Source organism: Terriglobia bacterium, from assembly GCA_020072565.1.
In the GTDB taxonomy this organism is placed as follows: Bacteria; Acidobacteriota; UBA6911; order UBA6911; family UBA6911; genus JAFNAG01.
The window spans coordinates 96,294-115,426 of record JAIQGI010000007.1 but is presented as its reverse complement, the minus strand read 5'-3'; the positions used below and the strand labels follow the sequence as shown (position 1 = coordinate 115,426).

Genomic DNA, 19,133 nt, shown 5'->3' with positions numbered 1-19,133 from the left:
AATGTGCCCAAGGGTAACTGTTTTCCGTGCTTCGAGGTTCGCGGTTTGAGGACTCGCATTCATGACATCGTCTGAGAATCGGAAGAAGCGTGCCTGCGTGATCGGCCTGGATGGGGTCCCGTTCGACCTGCTCCTCAAATTCGCGGGTGACGGTGTCATGCCTGCAATGCAGCAGCTGGCTGAGAAGGGGCATGTGCACAAAATGAAAGCCAGCTTGCCGGAAGTGTCCTCCGTCAGCTGGACTAGTTTCATGACCGGTACCGACCCGGGCCATCATGGAATCTTCGGCTTTACCGATTTTCGAGACCACTCCTACCAGATCCGCTTCCCGAACTTCCTCGACGTGAAAGCCCCTACTCTATTTGATCAGCTCGGAGAGATGGGTTTGAAGAGCATTGTCATTAACCAGCCCTCGACCTACCCGGCGAGGAAAATCGAGGGTGCGCTGGTCGCCGGATTCGTTGCCATCGAACTGGCACGAGCCGTTTATCCTCTGTCGCACCTGGCAGCTCTTGAAAAGATGGGCTATCAAATCGACATTGATACAGAGCGAGCCCGGCGTGACCGCGAGTTTCTCTGGCAAGAACTCGACTCTACCCTGCAGGGGGGGCTGAGGGCTTTCCAATATTTCTGGCGTCAGGAATGGAATCTCTTCGAGTTCATCGTCACAGGCACGGACCGGCTGCACCACTATCTCTGGGATGCTCATGCCGATCCCGGCCATGCCGGCCACGCCGGATTCATCGAGTATTACAGAAAAGTGGATGGCCTGATTGGCCAGATTGCCCGTGAGTTCGAGGAATTGACCGGCGATATCAAGGGGCTATATTTGTTGTCCGATCACGGCTTCACGGGAATCGCACAAGAGGTCTATCTCAACGCCTGGCTTGAGCATGCCGGCTACCTGGCGTTCGACAATCCAACTCCCCAGCGTCTGGCTGAGATTGCTCCAGGAACACGGGCGTTTGCCCTTGACCCGAACCGGATATACCTTAACCTCAAAAGCCGGTTTCCCAGGGGAATTATCGACAAGGACGATAAGAAATCGCTGAAGACGGAGATCGCCGGCGCCCTGAAGGAGCTTGAGTACCAGGGCAGGAAGGTAGTCCGGGAGGTTTTCGACGCGGAGGAAATATACTCGGGCCCGCACGCGGCAAGAGGGCCCGATCTCGTGGTTCTGGCTGAACACGGCTTCGACATGAAGGGATCTGTCGGGAAGAAGGAAATCTTCGGCCGCTCGGACCTGCAGGGGATGCACACATGGGACGACGCCTTTCTTTGGGCGTCGCATGACTGCGGGGCAGATCCACAGATTTCTGATGTGAAGGCCCAGATCATGGAGGAATTTAAGTGATTTCGGGCCGAAATTGCTCCAGGACCCGAGTAACGCTTCTGGTTGCAGTTCTACTGCTGTCGTTCGCTGTTCCCCTTCAGGCTTACGTGGGGCCAGGCGCAGGCTTTGCTTTGCTATCCTCGTTCCTGGTCCTAATCGGGGTTTTTTTCCTGGCCCTGCTGTCCATCCTCGCCTGGCCATTCCGGTTCCTTTATTGGTTAATCAGGGGACGGAAGGTTTACGCCAGGAGCAGCATCGACAGGATGGTTATCGTAGGCCTTGACGGATTGGATCCGATTCTTGCGGAAAAGTTCATGGCAGAGGGAAAGCTGCCGCACCTTTCCCGACTTAGAGAGGAAGGGGACTATGCGCGCCTCCGGACGACTACGCCTTCCATCTCGCCCGTTGCCTGGTCCTCATTCATGACCGGTTCGAACCCTTCCAAACACAACATATTCGACTTTCTCAGTCGCGATCCGCGCACTTACCTTCCTACCCTCTCTTCCGCATACATTGGAAAACCCAGGAGGGTGCTTTCGCTGGGCAAATACCGCATCCCGGTTTCCAAGCCGGAGATTCGAGGGATGCGCAAGAGCGTGCCTTTCTGGAAGATCCTGGGAGACAAAGGAATCTTCTGTTCCATATTGAGGGTTCCGATCACCTTCCCGCCCGAAAAGTTCAAAGGCCACATCCTCTCGGGAATGTGCGCTCCTGACCTGAAAGGTAGCCAGGGGACCTTTTCCTACTATACCTCCGCACAAAATAGGGCAAAGGTGATGGAAGGGGGTGTGCGCATCCCCGTCACCGTGGCGGGAGACTGTATCCATACTTACATTTCAGGGCCGGACAACACGCTGCGCAAGCAGGCCGTGGAAATGCGCCTGCCGCTGAGAGTCACGATCCTGCCGGACGCGGAGAATGTGAATTTACATGTGGATGGTCAGGAATTTTGTCTGAAGAAGGGAGAACTTTCTCCCTGGATCCGCCTGACCTTCCGGCCAGGCCTTGGTATCAAAGTACGGTGCATCTGCCGCATGCTGATCCTGGACGTCCGGCCCGAATTTGAGATGTACATCACTCCTCTGAACATCGACCCTGAAAAACCGGCTTTGCCGGTCTCTTATCCGTTCTATTACTCCATTTATCTGTCGAAGCTCCTAGGAAAGTTTGTCACCCTCGGGCTTGCCAATGACACTTGGGCACTGAACGAGGGAGCTCTCACCGAAGCAGCCTTCCTCGAACTTGCGTACTCGAATCATCAGGATTGGGAAAAGATCTTTTTTAACGCCCTGTCAAAGACGAAGCGGGGGGTCGTGGCCTTCGTTTTCGAAACAACAGACAGCATTCAGCATATGTTTTTCCGCTATCTTGATAAGGACCATCCCGCCCTCAGGACAGGGCAGGCCGGGATGAGCGCCCAAGTCATCGAGGACTTATATCGGCGAATGGATGAACTCGTAGGCCGGGTTCGCGAACAGCTTGATGACGGGAGCGTCCTTATCGTCATGTCTGACCATGGATTCAAGGCGTTTCGGAGGGGAGTTAACCTGAACACGTGGTTGTTTCAAAACGGCTATCTCGCACTGAAGGACGGCAGATCGGACAGCGGAGAATGGTTCCAGGGTGTTGACTGGACAAAGACTAAGGCATATGCCCTGGGCCTGGGCGGAATCTATCTCAACCAGAAGGGCCGGGAGGCAGATGGGGTTGTCATGCCAGGCGAGGAAGCGAGGGCTCTGAAGAGGGAACTCGTCGAAAAGCTGACAGGACTTGCAGATGATGAGCAGGGGCATTGTGCGATCAAGGAGGTTTTCGATAAGGATCGCATTTTTGAAGGACCCTACAAGGAAAACTCTCCCGATCTCATCGTCGGCTACAGCGAAGGTTACCGGGCATCCTGGGATTCGGTAAAGGGGATAGTCGGCATGACGATCTTCGAGGACAACACCAAAGCATGGAGCGGAGACCACTGTATCGATCCCGGGACCGTGCCGGGAGTGATCTTCTCGAGCAAGGCGTTGAATCGAAGGGATCCTTCGATCTGGGATATCGCGCCTACCGCACTCGAGCTGTTCGGCGTCCCCGTGCCGGCGCACATGGATGGCCGCGCACTCATCGACACGGGAAAGCCTTCATCAGTCCGGGAGGGAGGGAAAGCATGAGCGGGTTCACCCGTCGCGATTTTCTGAAATTAGGACTGGCGACGGGATCGCTGGCATCTCTCAACCAGGGCTGCTCGTCTGTGGCGAGGAATTCCGGAAATCGACAGACCCGGCAGAAAATGATCATCCTCGGCTTTGACGGCATGGATCCCGGCATCCTCGAGGCCCTGATGGACCAAGGGAAGCTCCCCGCTTTCCGCAAGCTTCGCAACGATGGTGGGTTTCGGAGGTTGCGGACCAGCCTGCCGCCGCAAAGTCCGGTGGCCTGGTCGAATTTCATCACGGGGATGGACCCCGGCGGGCACGGCATCTTTGACTTCATTCATCGCACGCCGCAGGATTACGTCCCCTATCTCTCGACTTCGCGAGTGTCGGCGGCCCAATGGACGGTGAAGCTGGGTGGTTACGTCCTGCCGATTTCGAGTGGCAAGATCGAATTGCTGCGTAAGGGCAAAGCTTTCTGGCAGATTCTGGGTGAACACGGTGTCCCCGCGACCATTGTCCAGATCCCAGCGAATTTTCCTCCGGCGGCGACCTCTCAAAGGACACTTTCGGGGATGGGAACGCCCGACGTTCTTGGGACCTATGGAGTTTTTAATTTCTATACCACTCAGAGTTTGGAAATGGAGGCGGATATCGGGGGCGGCAAGATCAATCTCGTCCGCGTGATCAACAATCTTGTTGAGGCGGACCTCGAAGGGCCCACGAACAGTTTCCGGAAAGGAAGCGTTGCCTCGACGATCCACTTCAAGGTCTTTGTGGACCCCGTGAATCCTGTGGCGAAGATACAAATCCAGGATCACGAGTTCATCCTGAGGGAGGGCGAGTGGAGTGCGTGGAAGCGCATCAGCTTCCCGATGATCCCGACGCAAAGTGTGCGCGGGATCTGCCAGTTCTACCTCAAACAGATTCGTCCGGAATTCAAGCTTTATGTCTCGCCCGTGAATTTGGATCCCGCGGCCCCGGCTCTCCCGATCTCCACACCCCCAAGCTATTCCCAGGAGCTGGAAAGCCACATCGGCCCCTTCTTTACGAAAGGCCTGCCGGCCGACACGAAAGCGCTTGACCATGGCGTGCTGGACGAAGCGGAGTTTCTCGCCCAGGACGAGAGCATCCTGAAGGAAAGCCTGGAACTGTTCGAGTACGAGTTGCAGAGGTTCGAATCAGGTCTCTGGTTTCACTACTTTTCGAGCTCTGACCAGCGGCAGCACATGTTCATGCGCTTCATGGACAAGACCGATCCGTTCAACAACAGCGCACTGGCCGCCAAGTACGGAGATGTAACGGAGCGCGTCTATGGCCAAATGGACCGGGTCTTGGAAAGGGCTATGACCAAGGTGGACCGCGACACCCTGCTCATGGTTCTGTCCGACCACGGCTTCGCGCCCTTCCGGCGTTCTTTCAACCTGAACACCTGGCTGTTGCAGAACGATTATTTGAGGATTGTCGATCCTGCACAGCAGGAGAGCGCCGAGTTTTTCTCCAACACCGACTGGGAAGGAACCAAAGCCTATGCCCTGGGTCTCAACGGATTGTACATCAACGTGAGAGGACGGGAGGGCATGGGGATCGTCGATTCGGGAGAGGAGAAAGAAGCTCTGATCCGTGAGCTTGCCGCCAAGCTCGAGAATGTAGTCGACCCGGTTACGGGGGAAAAAGCCATATCCAAAGCGTATCTGGCGAGTCAGTCATACCATGGGCCCATGCTGGACGAGGCACCTGATATCATCGTCGGTTACCGGCGGGGCTATCGGGCCTCCTGGGCGACCCCGCTGGGAAAAATGCCGAAGAACACATTCGAAAACAACACGACCAAGTGGGGGGCGGATCACTGCATGGACCCGGAGACCATTCCCGGGATTCTCCTGATGAACAGAAACATCCGGGCGGAGAAGCCCGCGCTCTATGATCTGACGGCTACCATCCTCAGTGCTTTCGGAATTGAGAAGCCGCCGGAGCTGCTCGGACAAAACATCCTCTAGAGACGAGGTAGGCTCAATGGGCACAAGCAAGATAAAGTTGGACAAGCAATTAATGGAGAAGGTGACGAAACACGCCGCGCTTGCCGGATACTCGTCAGTCGAGGAGTTCGTCACGCATTGTCTGGAAAGAGAAATCGCCAAACTGGATGAAGCCGACTCACAGGAAGAGATTCAGAAAAAGCTCAAAGGCCTGGGTTATATCTCTTAAGCAGAGCTGAGGTCTCAAACCTGCACACTGGACGCTGGAAGCCGGCATGATCGACTTTTTCAATTCGGTGCTCGGACGATTTTTTGATGCGGTGTTTTATCCGTTCCGGGACTTGAACTCCTGGATTGCGATGATCACGATATCGCTGCTGACGGCTCTGCTGATGCTCTTCGTCTACCGCCTGACCTCCGACCAGATCGGGATCCGCTCCGTCAAGGATAAGATTGTGGCTCATTTGCTGGAAATCCGCCTCTATAAGAACAGCATGCCGGTAACCTTCGGAGCCCAGGGCAAAATCCTCTGGTATAACCTGAAATATCTCGGCCACTCCCTGAGGCCGATGCTGGTTATGATAGTTCCGATCGTGCTCATGCTTCTCCAACTCGATCTTTGGTTCGGGTACGCATCCCTGCAGCCAGGCGATTCCGCGATCGTGAAGGTCCTGCTGAAGGAAGGATACCGGCCCTCGGCCGAGCGGGTTGGCATCAAATCTTCAACGGGCCTTGTCGTCGAGACGCCCCCGCTCAGGATCGACTCGGATGGGGAGGTGGACTGGCGTGTGCGGGCCACGGAGCCGGGCGCTCGAGATCTCGCAGTCACGGTGAACGACCAGACCGTTACCAAACAGATCATGGTTGGGGGCGAGCCTTTTGCTAAAATTTCGCCGGCAAGGGTGGCCCCTAACTGGTTTGACCAACTGGCCAATCCGGGAGAATCGGTGCTCTCGGATTCCTCCGCCGTGAAAAGGATCGAAGTCGGCTATCGGGGATTGCGCATGAATCTCTTCGGATGGCGCCTACACTGGTTGATCGTCTATTTTGCCTTCTCGATCATCATCGGACTGGCCCTCAAAGGGCTTTTCAAAGTCGAAGTGTGACAGGGCGCCTGCCTGTCCTTGGGCATCTTTTCCTGATCGAGAGATTGGACTAAAGCCGGCGCCGATCGGGAAGCGCGAGGGGCTAATCTGGCGAGGACCGTCCGAAAATGCTGTTATGCGAAAAAACTTGACAAAGAGCGTAAGCGCGACCTATAATCTATCATATCGATAGATTATATTGGGTAATGCCGTGATTTCAAAAAAGGCCAAATACGGGTTGAAAGCGCTGCTCATGCTCGCCGCCGAGTACGACCAAGGCCCCATCCTCATCGCGGATATCGCAACCAGCCAGTTCATTCCAAAAAAGTTCCTCGAATTGATCCTGCTGGAACTGAAGAAGCATGGCCTGCTGCAAAGCAGGAAGGGAAAAGGGGGCGGTTATTTTCTGGCCAAGCATCCGGAATCCATCACCCTGGGCCAGGTCATACGCTTTATGGATGGGCCGATAGCGCTTGTGCCGTGCGTGAGTCAGACGGCCTATATGAAGTGTGATGATTGCCTGGACGAAGCAACTTGCGGCATCCGAATCGTCATGAAAGAGGTCCGAGACGTCATGGGCAGGATTCTGGACGGAACCACGCTCGCCGATGTCATCCGTAAGGTCGAAGCAAGACCCAAGACTGCAGCAGGAAGGCGCCGTCCCGGATAAAAATTTTTTATGAGTCTAGTCTATTAGAATGATAGACGTACTAGATAATAAGAATCACGAAGCCCGGTCCAGAACGGCGGATCATGCCGGAGATGTCTGGTGCAAGCCATCAGGCCTGCTTCGCTGCGGTCGCGATCGTCTTTCGTGATGCACGCGCGGGGGGGAATAGAGAGCAAAGAAGGGTCCGATTTCCGCGCATATGCCGATGAGGGAAGGGAGAGGAAGTAGATCTGGATTCAGTACCCGACCAGACGGGTGGAACATTCCTAAACGAGGAGAAGGCAGTCATGAAGCCACACCGCTTTTTTATCTCTCTTACGCTTGAAATGCTTTTGGCCGCGATGCCGTTCGTCCCCACGGCATCCATTTACGCCCAGGAAAAGATTCCCGAAACGACTGCGACCTCTCAGGGCGGTATCGCCAGATTGCAGGAACGACTGGAGGCGATCGAAGCCAAACTGCGGTCATTGGAGAGCCGTCTGGACGACATGCAGCGTGATCGGGCAGACAAACCGGAAAAGAGCTCCGGCCCCCAATCCGTCCCGGCGGCCACGCCCGGCGCCAATGCTGCAGCCGTTCAAAAGGCCACGATCGAGGAGCAATTCGAAGCGCTGGATCAGAAACTCCGCGTCATCGAAAGGCGCCGTGAGTTGGAACAGGAAACCGCCGCCGAGAAACAGAAGGAGACTGCCACCGTCACTGTCGGCAAGGATGGTTTCTCTCTGACTTCTGCCGACAAGAACTTTCAGTTGAAGTTTGATGGTTACCTCCAAGCCGACAACCGGTCGTTCGTGGGTCAGCCTTCCCCGGCGCTGGAGACGTTTCAAATTGGACGCGCCCGCCCCGTATTTCAAGGAACCATCTTCAAGTATTTCGATTTTAAGATCATGCCGGATTTCGCCGGAGGTCAAACGGTACTCCAGGACCTCCACTTGGATTTCAACTATTTCCCGGCTGCAAAATTTCGTTTTGGAAAGACCAAATCGCCGTTAGGTCTCGAGGTGCTGCAGGGTGACACCGATCTTACTTTTGTGGCTCGTGCCTTTCCCTCACTTCTGTTGCCCGTCAGGGACGTTGGGGCGCAGGTTTATGGTGACCTCAGGGCGGGTGCCCTCAGCTATGCGTTTGGCGTTTTCAATGGCGTCCCGGACGGGACAAGCTCCGACATGGACACCAATGATGGCAAAGAAATCGTTGGCCGCATTTTTGCCCACCCCTTTAAAAACAGCTCCTTTGAGGTTTTGAAGGGACTGGGCGCTGGAATCGGGGGAAGCACCGGCAAGCAACTGGGGAGTCTCCCTTCATTTAAAACGTCCGGGCAGGCAGTTTTCTTCACCTATAACTCAGGCGTTACGGCCGACGGCGAGCGTTATCGCTTTTCACCCCAGGCATATTACTATTTGGGTTCCTTCGGACTGTTGACTGAGTATGCCTACTCTTCCCAGGAGGTGAGAAAAGCTGCAGGTCTTGGAGCGGTCCAGAACCGCGGATGGCAAGTGGCCGCCTCTTACGTGCTGGGAGGGAAACCGTCCTACCGTGCGGTGTCTCCCAAGAGGTCCTTCAATCCCAAAGAGGGAGGGCTGGGGGCTCTTGAGTTTACAACGCGCTACAGCGACCTCAGGGTAGACAAAGAAGCCTTCAGCAGTGGGTATGCCGACATTACCAAGTCGGCAAAGCAAGCCAGCGCCTTTGTGCTCGGTTTGAACTGGTATATGGCCAAGATGGTGAAGTTTGTGGTGAACTATGAACAGACGCGCTTCCAAGGGGGCAGCCTTCAGGGGAACCGGCCGACGGAACACGCGATCCTGAGCCGGTTCCAGATTGGGTTCTGAGCTGTTTCCAAGAGTCCTTGCGCGCAGTGTCAGGAGGTGAAATGTCACTCAGAAAACTCGTTCGGTTACTTGCCGTGTCGAGCTTCATATTGGCGCTGGCCCTGACGGGATTTGCCCATGCGGGTCTCCTCACTTTTCTCAATGTTTCCTATGATCCGACTCGCGAGTTCTACCAGGAGATCAACGTCACTTTTGCCAAACACTGGCTCGAAAAAACCGGCCAGACAGTCGTCATCAATATGTCTCATGGGGGATCGGGTAAGCAGGCGCGCGGTGTCATCGATGGCCTGGAGGCAAGCGTGGTGAGCCTTGCTCTTGCCTATGATATTGATGCCATTGCCGAGACCGCCAGGCTGCTGCCCAAGAATTGGCAATCACGCCTCCCCCATAACAGCTGCCCCTACACGTCGACGCTCGTGTTCCTGGTCCGCAAGGGGAACCCCAAGAAGATCAGGGATTGGGACGACCTGGTGAGAAGCGGGATCTCGGTGATCACGCCCAATCCGAAGACATCCGGGGCTGCCCGCTGGAACTATCTGGCAGCCTGGGGCTATGCACTGAAGAAAAACAACGGTGACGAGGCAAAGGCAAGAGGTTTTGTGACTGGCCTCTTCAGGAATGTGCCTGTACTTGACTCAGGTGCGCGCGGTGCCACGACCACCTTCGTGGAACGCGGCATCGGCGATGTCCTCGTCAATTGGGAGAACGAGGTGCTGCTGGCCATCAAGGAGCTCGGAAAGGACAGGTTCGAGCTGGTAGTACCATCTCTAAGCATCCTGGCGGAACCGCCGGTCGCCCTGGTGGACAAGGTAGTCGACAAACGCGGCACTCGCGCCGTGGCCCAGGCGTACCTGGAATTTCTCTATTCGGTCGAGGGCCAGGAAATTGCCGGGAAACACTATTACCGGCCCAGGGACCCTCAAGTGCTGGCTAAGTATGCCGCCCAGTTTCCCAAGGTCAACTTGTTCACCATAGACGAGGTCTTCGGTGGCTGGCAGAAAGCCCAGAAGGTACATTTTTCTGACGGCGGCGTTTTCGACCAGATCTACCAGCCCGCCCGTTAAGAACTCCCCCGCTGCGGACCGGTATGGAGGAACGGATGGCTCTTGCTCTAAAGCAGCGCAGCATTCTGCCCGGTTTTGGCATATCGATGGGCGTTACGCTGTTCTACCTGGCCCTGATCGTGCTGATCCCGCTTTCCGCTGTTTTTTTGAAAACGGCTTCGCTGAGCTGGCACGAGTTCTGGAGTCTGGCTACCGAGCCGCGTGCGCTTGCGTCTTACAAACTCAGCTTTGGGGCATCGTTTGCCGGCGCCCTGCTCAATCTGGTGTTCGGTGTTCTGGTGGCCTGGGTGCTGGTCCGTTACCGCTTTCCTGGGAAGCGGATCTTGGATTCTCTGGTGGATTTGCCCTTTGCATTGCCCACTTCTGTAGCCGGCATTTCATTGACGGCCATTTACTCCAGTAATGGATGGCTCGGGCGGCCCCTGGAGGCTATTGGGATCAAGGCCGCCTACTCCCGGTTGGGAATCGTCATTGCGCTCACGTTTATCGGGCTTCCTTTCGTAGTCCGGACTGTGCAGCCGGTGCTCGAGGAGATGGACAAGGACATGGAGGAGGCTGCTGCCAGCCTCGGCGCGAATCGCCGGCAGATCTTCACCCGAGTCATTCTTCCTACGATCCTGCCTGCAGTTCTGACCGGCTTTGCCATGGCGCTCTCGCGAGCGGTCGGCGAGTATGGATCCGTGGTATTCATCTCAGGAAACATGCCGATGCGCACCGAGATCACGCCGCTGCTCATCGTGACCAAATTGGAGCAGTACAACTACGCGGGCGCCACGGCGATTGCGGTGGTCATGCTCGTAGCATCGTTTCTTATGCTGTTGATCATCAACCTGCTGCAACGGTGGAGCGGCAAGAGATATGGAGGCTGATCTTCATGAAGATTGGCGCAGGGCAGGAGAGTGTCGGGGTCAGATCCAGAACCGGCGCGGGGTTTCCGGTTGAGATTTGGCGATCCTGCCCCCAGGATGGCCACAGGGATGAGTCGGCAGGTCGAAGGTGAAGGAGAATCGGTCGATGGCCCGAACTGCGTCTTTGAGTTCTCAAAACGGTACCATGACTGCCGCCCGCACCCTGCTGGAGCCGGTGCCGGTTCGCTGGCTGCTGATCGCAGTGGCCTTGATATTTCTCGGTCTTTTTCTCCTCCTGCCCCTGGGAATGGTCTTCGCCTCGGCATTCAAGTCGGGCGTGAGATCCTACGCCAACGCCTTTCGTGATCCGGATGCGCTGTCGGCCATCCGTCTTACACTGCTGACAGCGGCGATTGCCGTTCCCTTGAACATAGTTTTTGGCATTGCTGCGTCCTGGGCGATCGCCAAGTTCCAGTTTATCGGCAAGAGCCTTTTGATTACCTTGATTGATCTGCCTTTTTCAGTCTCCCCTGTGGTATCGGGGCTGATTTTTGTGCTGATATTTGGCCTGCAGGGTCTCTTCGGTCCTTGGCTGGCTGACCACGATATCAGGATCATTTTCGCGGTGCCGGGCATTGTATTGGCGACCATTTTTGTGACCTTTCCGTTTGTTGCCAGGGAACTCATTCCCCTGATGCAATCCCAAGGGAACGATGAGGAGGAGGCCGCTTTAACGCTGGGCGCCAGTGGTTGGCAAACATTCCTGCGCGTCACCCTGCCAAATGTGAAGTGGGGATTGCTCTATGGCGTAATCCTATGCAACGCGCGCGCCATGGGGGAATTTGGGGCCGTGTCGGTAGTTTCAGGCCATATTCGTGGCCTGACCAACACGATGCCACTCCATATTGAAATCCTCTACAACGAATATCAGTATGTCGCTGCATTTGCGGTGGCATCGTTGCTGGCCCTATTAGCGCTCGTGACGCTGGCCGCCAGGAGTTTTGTCGAGTGGAAATCAAGACAACACCTGGCCAAGGCGCGGTTGAGCCACGGGGAGGTGCAGGAGATATGAGCATCGAAGCGCGCAACATCTCTAAGCGATTTGGGGAATTCACCGCTCTCAAAGATGTCGACCTCGAGGTTCGGGCCGGTGAACTGGTGGCCTTGCTGGGGCCCTCCGGCTCGGGAAAGACCACGCTGCTGCGGATCATTGCCGGCCTGGAGTTTCCCGACTCGGGGTATGTGCTTTTTGACGGTAAGGACATCAGCGATCGGAGTGCTCGCGAGCGCAATGTAGGTTTCGTTTTTCAGCACTATGCGCTTTTCCGCCACATGACGGTCTCCGAAAACATCGCCTTCGGCCTGCGCGTCAGGCCGCGCAGACTGCGGCCTTCCGACGAAAAGATCCAGGCCCGAATTCATGAACTGCTTCGACTGGTGCAGCTTGAAAACCATGCCACACGCTATCCTTCTCAGCTTTCGGGCGGCCAACGCCAGCGGGTCGCATTGGCGCGTGCGTTGGCTGTGGAACCAAAGATTATGTTGCTGGATGAACCCTTCGGTTCCCTGGACGCCAAGGTACGAATCGAACTGCGGCGCTGGCTGCGCAGGCTGCATGATGAGATTCACATTACCAGCGTGTTTGTGACCCATGATCAGGAAGAAGCATTGGAGGTTTCCGACCGCGTGGTGGTGATGAACGAAGGCCGCATTGAGCAGGTGGGCTCGCCTGAGGAGGTCTACCACCAGCCGGCAAGCGCTTTCGTTTACGATTTCCTCGGCAACGTCAACTTGTTCCGCGGCCGCATGGAGGGGGAGCGACCGGGCGTCGGCGAGTCGGCGTCCGGTCTCTCGAGTGACTCAAAACCCAGCATTGTCTACGTGCGTCCTCACGCGCTTGACATTGACCGGGAGCCGCAAGCAGGGCTTCACTATCGGGCGACGATCAAACACATCAACTCGGCGGGTCCCCTCGTCAAGGTAGAAGCGATTGCAGAGTGGGGTGATCCCGTTCATGTTGAGATCTCGCAGGAACGATTTCAAGAGCTTCAGTTGAGGAAGGGGGATGAGGTCTTTCTCAGACCCAGAGATATGAAAGTGTTCAGTTGCGACGACCGGAGCTGAAGCTGTATATGAGGCGGTAGTAGCAGTACTTCTTGAATTCCCGCCATACGGCGGCGCGCCCCTCCTTGATGGAGCGGAGATCGGATCGGCGGAGCGAAGAGAGATCTTCAGGAACTGCTACAAAAGTCAATTCTATGCCGGCGCCGCGAAAAGCCTGGCGAAACACCAACGCCACTCGGCGTAGATGGATGGATGTCGAGACAACCATAAGCGAGCGAATCGATCCTCCGCGCAACACCGCAGCCAGGGCCCGTCCTTCTGTCATCGTGCCGAGGCGGCCCTTCTCGATCAAGGTCGATTCCGCATGGGACGCGCGCAAGCGCACGAAGAAGTGGCGCTCCCTTGGAGGCGTTGCATCCACGAGCTGCTTGAGACCGCCGTCGGCCGGCAGTCCAAGCTCATAATAGCTCCGCCATTCAAAGCGGCCGACACTCAGGATGAGCTCTGGAGCATAGCCGCGGTGCCAGAGATCGATTCCGTAGATCTTGCGCTCGTGCCTGCCGGCGAGCACAAAGATGCAATCGCATTTGCGCGGCGGCTCCCCAACATCCAGAAAACGATAGAGATGATCTGTCACTTGCTAACTATAATCGCAGTGGCAGTCTTAGACGCAGGGAAATTGCTCGGCTGCAAAGTATGCAAATCATCGCATCCAGGGAATAGGATATACTGGACATCCTCGCAGCAGGCTTCGGGCAAATGTACTGGGGATGTGATGTGCCGGGCGTTTTGGCCGATATAACACCGAGGAGTGAACGCACTTATGATCGCAAAACGAATCGCCTGTATCGGAGCGGGATATGTCGGAGGGCCGACCATGGCGGTCATCGCCATGAAATGCCCCCAGCACAGAGTCACGGTCGCCGACATCAGTGAAGCCCGTATTGCTGCGTGGCAGACCGACACCCTACCCATCTACGAACCCGGGCTGCTCGAGGTCGTCCAAGCATCGCGCGGGCGCAACTTATTTTTCACCACGGATATCGGTGCGGCCATCCGTGAGGCGGAGATCATCTTCGTTTCCGTCAACACGCCGACAAAGACATTTGGCGAAGGGGCCGGGAGGGCTGCGGATCTGCAGTACTGGGAAAAAGTGGCCCGTGAGATCCTGCGCCAGTCACGGTCGCCCAAGATCGTCATTGAAAAGAGCACGCTGCCGGTCAAAACAGCGCAGACGATGGAGACCATTCTCAATGCCAATGGGAATGGAGTCCATTTCGAAGTAATCTCAAACCCGGAATTCCTTGCCGAAGGTACCGCCGTGCAGGATCTGCTCGAGCCCGACCGGGTGCTGATCGGATCACGCGAGACGCCGCAAGGCCTGAAGGCCCGGCAGGAGGTGGTCGACATCTATGCGAATTGGGTGCCGGCCGAACGCATTCTCACGAGCAACGTCTGGAGCGCTGAACTCTCGAAGCTCGTGGCCAACGCGTTCCTGGCCCAACGCATTTCGTCCATCAACAGCATCTCGGCCCTGTGCGAGAGAACTGAAGCCCACGTAAAGGAAGTGGCGCGGGCCGTCGGCATGGATGCGCGCGTTGGACCGCGTTTCCTCAACGCGAGCGTCGGCTTCGGCGGCTCGTGCTTCAGGAAGGACATCCTCAACCTCGTCTATATCTGCGAGTCCTACGGCCTCCACGAGGTGGCACGATACTGGGAATCGGTCGTGACCATGAACGAATACCAGGAACAGCGGTTCGTGCGCGCGATCATCCGCGCGATGTTCAACACCATCGTGGACAAGCGCATCGCCCTGTTCGGATTCGCGTTCAAGGCGAATACGAGCGACACCCGGGAATCGCCCGCCTATTATGTCGCGAGGAAGCTGCTCGAAGAGAAGGCCAATGTCGTCATAACGGACCCGAAGGCGATCGATAACGCACGGCAGGATATGGCCGTAAATCCGCAGAAAGTCGAGTTTGCGGACGGGCCTTATGAGGCCGCACGCGGCGCTCATGCGGTCGCGATCATGACCGAGTGGGATCTTTACCGGTCACTCGATTGGGAGAAGATTTACCGGTCGATGGAGAAGCCGGCGTTCGTATTTGACGGGCGTAACATACTGGATCATAAGCGCTTGTACGAATTAGGATTCAACGTATACCCACTGGGATCTCCGCCACTGAGGCATTTTTGAAAAGCTCAACGCAGAGGGCGCCGAGGGCGCGGAAGGGGTCTAGAAGTTGTTTACGATACGATAGATTCCGTCCTTTAGAACTTCCACGTTGAAGTTGATCAGGAGACCAACTCTGCAGTCGGCAAGCCGCAGATAGGATAAGAGTTGAGCCTTGTGGACGGGGAGGACGTACTCCACCGACTTGACCTCCACAATCACCCGGTTTTCAACCAGCAAATCGAGGCGGTAACCACAATCCATCTTGATATCGCGGTAGACCAAGGCCAACGGCTTCTGCTGCTCCACCTTCAATTGGCGCTCTGCAAGCGCGCATGCGAGACAGGCTACGTAAGCCGACTCAAGGAGGCCCGGTCCGAGCGCTCGATGAACCTCGATCGCGGCCCCAATAATATCGCCGGTTATGCTATTCAACTCCATCAGCTATTAATGTTTCAAAGCTCCCCAATATCTTTCAGTTCTTCTCCGCGCCCTCCGCGCCCTCTGCGTTGAGCCTTTTCATCCAGCCCTGTAAACGGTCCATATCCTTACGGACAGTCCGGGCCCCCAGGAACAGGACGGCCGCGAGGAGCAGGGTCAACAAGGGGACGAGGTACATGGCTTGGTGCAGACCCAGCGCTCGGAACTGCTCGGTGACGGGCGTTGCGCCGGCTACGCGGCGGGCGAAAAAATCGCTCAGCCGGCCAGTCGCTACCGGGCCCATCGAGGCGCCGAGCATGTACATGGCGAAGAAATAAATCGCCATGGCGCGGCCGCGCAGCGTCGGCTCGACGATGTCGTGGATCGTGGCGTAGACGGTCGCGTAGTAGGTGTACATCAGAAACGCAGCGAGGCCTTGAAGGACGATAAAGGCAGGGAGGGCTCCTGCAGGCGCCAGCAGTGCGAAGAAGCCAGCGGGAACTGCCAGCAGGACCGCCGTTCCCGCGACCAGCATGCGGCCGTTCTGGCGCCTGTTTTTCGCCGCATCCCCCAACCATCCCCCCACAAGCATCCCCAGCGCTCCCACCGTCCCCACAACGAGAGCCGAAACCAGTCCCGCCATTTGCACCGTCGTCCGGTGATAGCGCACCAGGAACGAGGGCAGAAAAAACGTCAAGGCGTACATGATGAAGTTGTGCAGCAGGCCGGAGGCTATGATCCAGCGCATCGTGGGAATGCCGAGGACGAGCTTGATTGGGGAACCGGGACGACGCTCAGAGCCTACCTCGGTGGCCTCGGACCGGCCTCGCGGGGGCTCGGCCAGGAACAACGCGGCAGCTGCCAGCAGCAAACCCGGAATGCCGGCAAGGTAAAAAGCCGCACGCCAGCCGTAGTGTTGCGCGACCGCCCCGCCCACGAGGTAGCTGAGTGCGACGCCGACGGGCAGCCCCAGCATAAAGACCGACATGGCACGGGCCCGCTCCTGCGGCCGGAACAGATCGCCGATCAGCGAACTTGCCGCGGGCGCGCAGGACGCCTCTCCTACGCCAACCCCAAGGCGGGCGGCAAACAAGGGCCAGAAGCTTCGGCAAAAGCCCGACAGGAAGGTGAGCCCGCTCCAAAGCGTAAGTCCGGCCGTCAGGATAAGGTTGCGCCTCCAGACGTCTGCCAGACGGCCCAGGGGCAGTCCCACCGCAGCGTAAAGGAGCGTGAAAGCGGTCACCAGCCAGCCCAGCTGCGTGTCGGTAAGGGACCATTCCAGGCGCAACGGTTCGGTTACGGCAGCCAGGATCTGGCGGTCGAAGAAATTGAGGAGGTTGATGCCGAACAGGAGCCACAGGGCGAACGAGCGGGATCGTGCGATAACGTGTCCTCCCAAAAGCTCAAAGCAGAGCGCGCAGGGGACGCAGAATTCAAGCACCCAAAACTTCTCTGCGCCCTCTGCGTTGAGATTCTAATGCGTCTCCTCGTAATGCGCGATTACATCGGAGAGATTCAGCAGATAACCCAGCTCGTCAATCCCCTCGAGGAGGCACTTTTTCGAAAATGGATCCACGGGGAATTGAACCACCACGCCGTCCTGGAGCGTCAGGGTCTGTGCTCGCAAATCAACTCCCACTTCCGCTGCCGGCTGCTCTGCCGCAAGGCGAAGCAGTTTTTCGTGGGTCTCTTTGCCCACCGTGATGGGCAGGATGCCGTTTTTGAGACAATTGCTGCGGAAGATGTCGGCGAATGAAGTGCTGATCAATGCCCGGAAGCCGAAGTCGGCCAAGGCCCAGGGGGCGTGCTCCCGTGAACTGCCGCAGCCGAAGTTGTTGCCTGCCAGAAGGACCTGCGCTCCCTTAATGTCGGGACGGTTGAGGATGAAGTCCGGGCGGGGATTGCCTGCGGCATCATAGCGCCAGTCGTATAACAGGATCTTTCCCAGTCCTCCCTTGCCGGTCGTTTTCAGAAAGCGGGCGGGGGTGATCTGATCGGTGTCAACGTTCTCGTTGGGGAGGGGGACTACGCGACTGGTAAACTTCATCGGGGAACTCCAATTATTCAAATGTTCTCACATCAATAACCTGACATCCGCAATGGCACCGGCGACGGCGCTGGCCGCTGCAGTCAGCGGGCTGGCTAAAAGTGTGCGCCCGCCCTTTCCTTGCCGGCCCTCGAAATTGCGATTGCTGGTACTGACGCAGTATTGGCCTGGGGCGAGTTCGTCGCCGTTCATGGCGATGCACATGCTGCATCCGGGTTCGCGCCATTCGGCGCCGGCAGCAAGGAAGATCTTATCGAGACCCTCGCTCTCGGCGGCGGCCTTGACCTGGCGGGATCCGGACACTACGACGGTTTTCACTCTCGGATTCACCTTCCGTCCCTCCAGGATCCGCGCGGCGGCGCGCAGGTCCGATATCCGGGCGTTTGTGCAGCTGCCGATGAAAACCACGTCCACCGGCTGACCCAGGAGCGGCCGGCCGGGATTGAGGCCCATGTAATGAAGAGCTTTGGTGAGCGCACTTCTTTGCGACAGGTCGGGAATGGCTTCCGGGTCAGGCACGCGCGCTGATATTGATACCGTCATGCCGGGATTGGTGCCGTAAGAGATCATCGGTTCCAGGGACGCCGCCTGCAACTCTAACTGCTTGTCGAAGACTGCGCCGTCGTCCGTGCGCATCGCGCGCCAGCGTGCCAGGGCGGCATCCCACTCGGCTCCCGCCGGTGCAAAGGGTCTGCCGGCCAGATACTGGAACGTGGTGTCGTCGGGAGCGACCATTCCCGCACGCGCGCCCCCCTCGATCGACATGTTGCAGATGGTCAGGCGATCGTCGATATCCGAGGCGCGGATCGTGCTCCCCGTGAACTCGAAAACATGGCCCGTGCCGCCGGCGACGCCGAGACCGGCAATCAAAGCCAGTATCACATCCTTGGCGGTGATCCCGGGCTGCAACCGTCCTTCGACGCGCACCTCGAAAGTTTTCGGCCGGCGCTGCAACAGGCACTGCGTGGCGAGGACGTGCTCAACTTCGCTCGTTCCGATGCCAAAGGCAAGCGCTCCGAAAGCACCATGGGTGGACGTATGGCTGTCGCCGCAGACGATCGTCTTTCCAGGCTGCGTCAGGCCCAACTCGGGTCCGATGACGTGAACGATACCCTGGTGCGGGTCACCGATGCCGAAGAGGCGGATCGCGAAATCTCTGCAGTTGGCTTCGAGCTCGGTTACGAGGCGCGCCGCAAGCGGGTCGGCGATTGGAGATCGCTGGTCCACGGTCGGGATGATATGATCCATGGTGGCGAAAGTGCGGTCCGGACGGCGCACGCGCAGGCCGCGAGCGCGCAGTCCCTGGAAGGCCTGGGGGCTGGTAACTTCATGAATCAGATGAAGATCGATGTAGAGCACGCCAGGACAATCCGGCTCGGCGACGACGATGTGGCTGTCCCAGATCTTGTCGAAGAGGGTCTTCGGTTCCATTCAAATACAATAACACAAAAGCAAAAGCTCAACGCAGCGGGCG

General features: G+C 57.3%; 17 protein-coding genes. 12 read left to right on the top strand and 5 right to left on the bottom strand.

The features are described 5' to 3' along the window. Positions 1–61 precede the first annotated feature (61 nt). The 11 genes from LAP85_05925 (at position 62) to LAP85_05875 (ending at position 13,079) form a co-directional block, all read left to right on the top strand. Positions 62–1,354 (top strand): alkaline phosphatase family protein, encoded by a 1,293-nt coding sequence (locus tag LAP85_05925; protein ID MBZ5495922.1) that lies wholly within the window; start codon positions 62–64, stop codon positions 1,352–1,354. Further along, a complete protein-coding gene (locus tag LAP85_05920; protein MBZ5495921.1) occupies positions 1,354–3,495 on the top strand; it encodes an alkaline phosphatase family protein in 2,142 nt (713 codons plus the stop codon). The genes LAP85_05925 and LAP85_05920 overlap by 1 nt, the downstream gene beginning before the upstream one ends. Next, entirely contained in the window at positions 3,492–5,477 is a 1,986-nt protein-coding gene (locus tag LAP85_05915) for an alkaline phosphatase family protein (GenBank protein MBZ5495920.1), read from the top strand. The genes LAP85_05920 and LAP85_05915 overlap by 4 nt, the downstream gene beginning before the upstream one ends. A gap of 16 nt (positions 5,478–5,493) precedes the next feature. Continuing rightward, positions 5,494–5,685 carry a ribbon-helix-helix domain-containing protein gene (locus tag LAP85_05910; GenBank protein MBZ5495919.1) on the top strand — a complete coding sequence of 64 codons (192 nt, stop codon included), beginning with the start codon at positions 5,494–5,496 and terminating at the stop codon, positions 5,683–5,685. A 46-nt stretch (positions 5,686–5,731) separates the two neighbouring features. Further along, positions 5,732–6,562, top strand: a complete 831-nt coding sequence (locus LAP85_05905; GenBank protein ID MBZ5495918.1) for a hypothetical protein — start codon at positions 5,732–5,734, stop codon at positions 6,560–6,562. A 190-nt stretch (positions 6,563–6,752) separates the two neighbouring features. Beyond that, on the top strand, positions 6,753–7,211 hold the full coding sequence (locus LAP85_05900; GenBank protein MBZ5495917.1) for an Rrf2 family transcriptional regulator: 459 nt from the start codon (positions 6,753–6,755) through the stop codon (positions 7,209–7,211). Between the two features lie 287 nt (positions 7,212–7,498). Next, complete coding sequence (locus tag LAP85_05895; protein ID MBZ5495916.1) at positions 7,499–9,043, top strand: porin; 1,545 nt, start codon at positions 7,499–7,501, stop codon at positions 9,041–9,043. 41 nt (positions 9,044–9,084) lie between these two features. After that, on the top strand, positions 9,085–10,107 hold the full coding sequence (locus LAP85_05890) for a sulfate ABC transporter substrate-binding protein (GenBank protein MBZ5495915.1): 1,023 nt from the start codon (positions 9,085–9,087) through the stop codon (positions 10,105–10,107). Positions 10,108–10,130: 23 nt separating this feature from the next. Beyond that, positions 10,131–10,976 carry a sulfate ABC transporter permease subunit CysT gene (cysT, locus tag LAP85_05885; protein ID MBZ5495914.1) on the top strand — a complete coding sequence of 282 codons (846 nt, stop codon included), beginning with the start codon at positions 10,131–10,133 and terminating at the stop codon, positions 10,974–10,976. Between the two features lie 145 nt (positions 10,977–11,121). After that, positions 11,122–12,027 carry a sulfate ABC transporter permease subunit CysW gene (cysW, locus tag LAP85_05880; GenBank protein MBZ5495913.1) on the top strand — a complete coding sequence of 302 codons (906 nt, stop codon included), beginning with the start codon at positions 11,122–11,124 and terminating at the stop codon, positions 12,025–12,027. Beyond that, a complete protein-coding gene (locus tag LAP85_05875; GenBank protein MBZ5495912.1) occupies positions 12,024–13,079 on the top strand; it encodes a sulfate ABC transporter ATP-binding protein in 1,056 nt (351 codons plus the stop codon). Before cysW ends, LAP85_05875 begins: the two co-directional genes overlap by 4 nt. On the opposite strand, the gene LAP85_05870 is transcribed toward LAP85_05875, so the two are convergent. Further along, entirely contained in the window at positions 13,057–13,656 is a 600-nt protein-coding gene (locus LAP85_05870) for a YdcF family protein (protein MBZ5495911.1), read from the bottom strand. The genes LAP85_05875 and LAP85_05870 overlap by 23 nt on opposite strands. A gap of 186 nt (positions 13,657–13,842) precedes the next feature. On the opposite strand from LAP85_05870, the gene LAP85_05865 reads away from it, so the two are divergent. Further along, entirely contained in the window at positions 13,843–15,216 is a 1,374-nt protein-coding gene (locus tag LAP85_05865) for a nucleotide sugar dehydrogenase (protein MBZ5495910.1), read from the top strand. Between the two features lie 39 nt (positions 15,217–15,255). On the opposite strand, the gene LAP85_05860 is transcribed toward LAP85_05865, so the two are convergent. Genes LAP85_05860 through leuC form a run of 4 tightly spaced genes read right to left on the bottom strand, consistent with a single transcriptional unit; the run spans position 15,256 to position 19,090 of the window. Continuing rightward, positions 15,256–15,633, bottom strand: coding sequence for a GxxExxY protein (locus tag LAP85_05860; GenBank protein MBZ5495909.1), 378 nt, complete (start codon positions 15,631–15,633; stop codon positions 15,256–15,258). Positions 15,634–15,667: 34 nt separating this feature from the next. Continuing rightward, positions 15,668–17,053, bottom strand: a complete 1,386-nt coding sequence (locus tag LAP85_05855) for an MFS transporter (GenBank protein MBZ5495908.1) — start codon at positions 17,051–17,053, stop codon at positions 15,668–15,670. Positions 17,054–17,086: 33 nt separating this feature from the next. Then, positions 17,087–17,659 carry a 3-isopropylmalate dehydratase small subunit gene (leuD, locus tag LAP85_05850; protein ID MBZ5495907.1) on the bottom strand — a complete coding sequence of 191 codons (573 nt, stop codon included), beginning with the start codon at positions 17,657–17,659 and terminating at the stop codon, positions 17,087–17,089. A 27-nt stretch (positions 17,660–17,686) separates the two neighbouring features. Next, a complete protein-coding gene (leuC, locus tag LAP85_05845; protein MBZ5495906.1) occupies positions 17,687–19,090 on the bottom strand; it encodes a 3-isopropylmalate dehydratase large subunit in 1,404 nt (467 codons plus the stop codon). Positions 19,091–19,133: the final 43 nt, after the last annotated feature.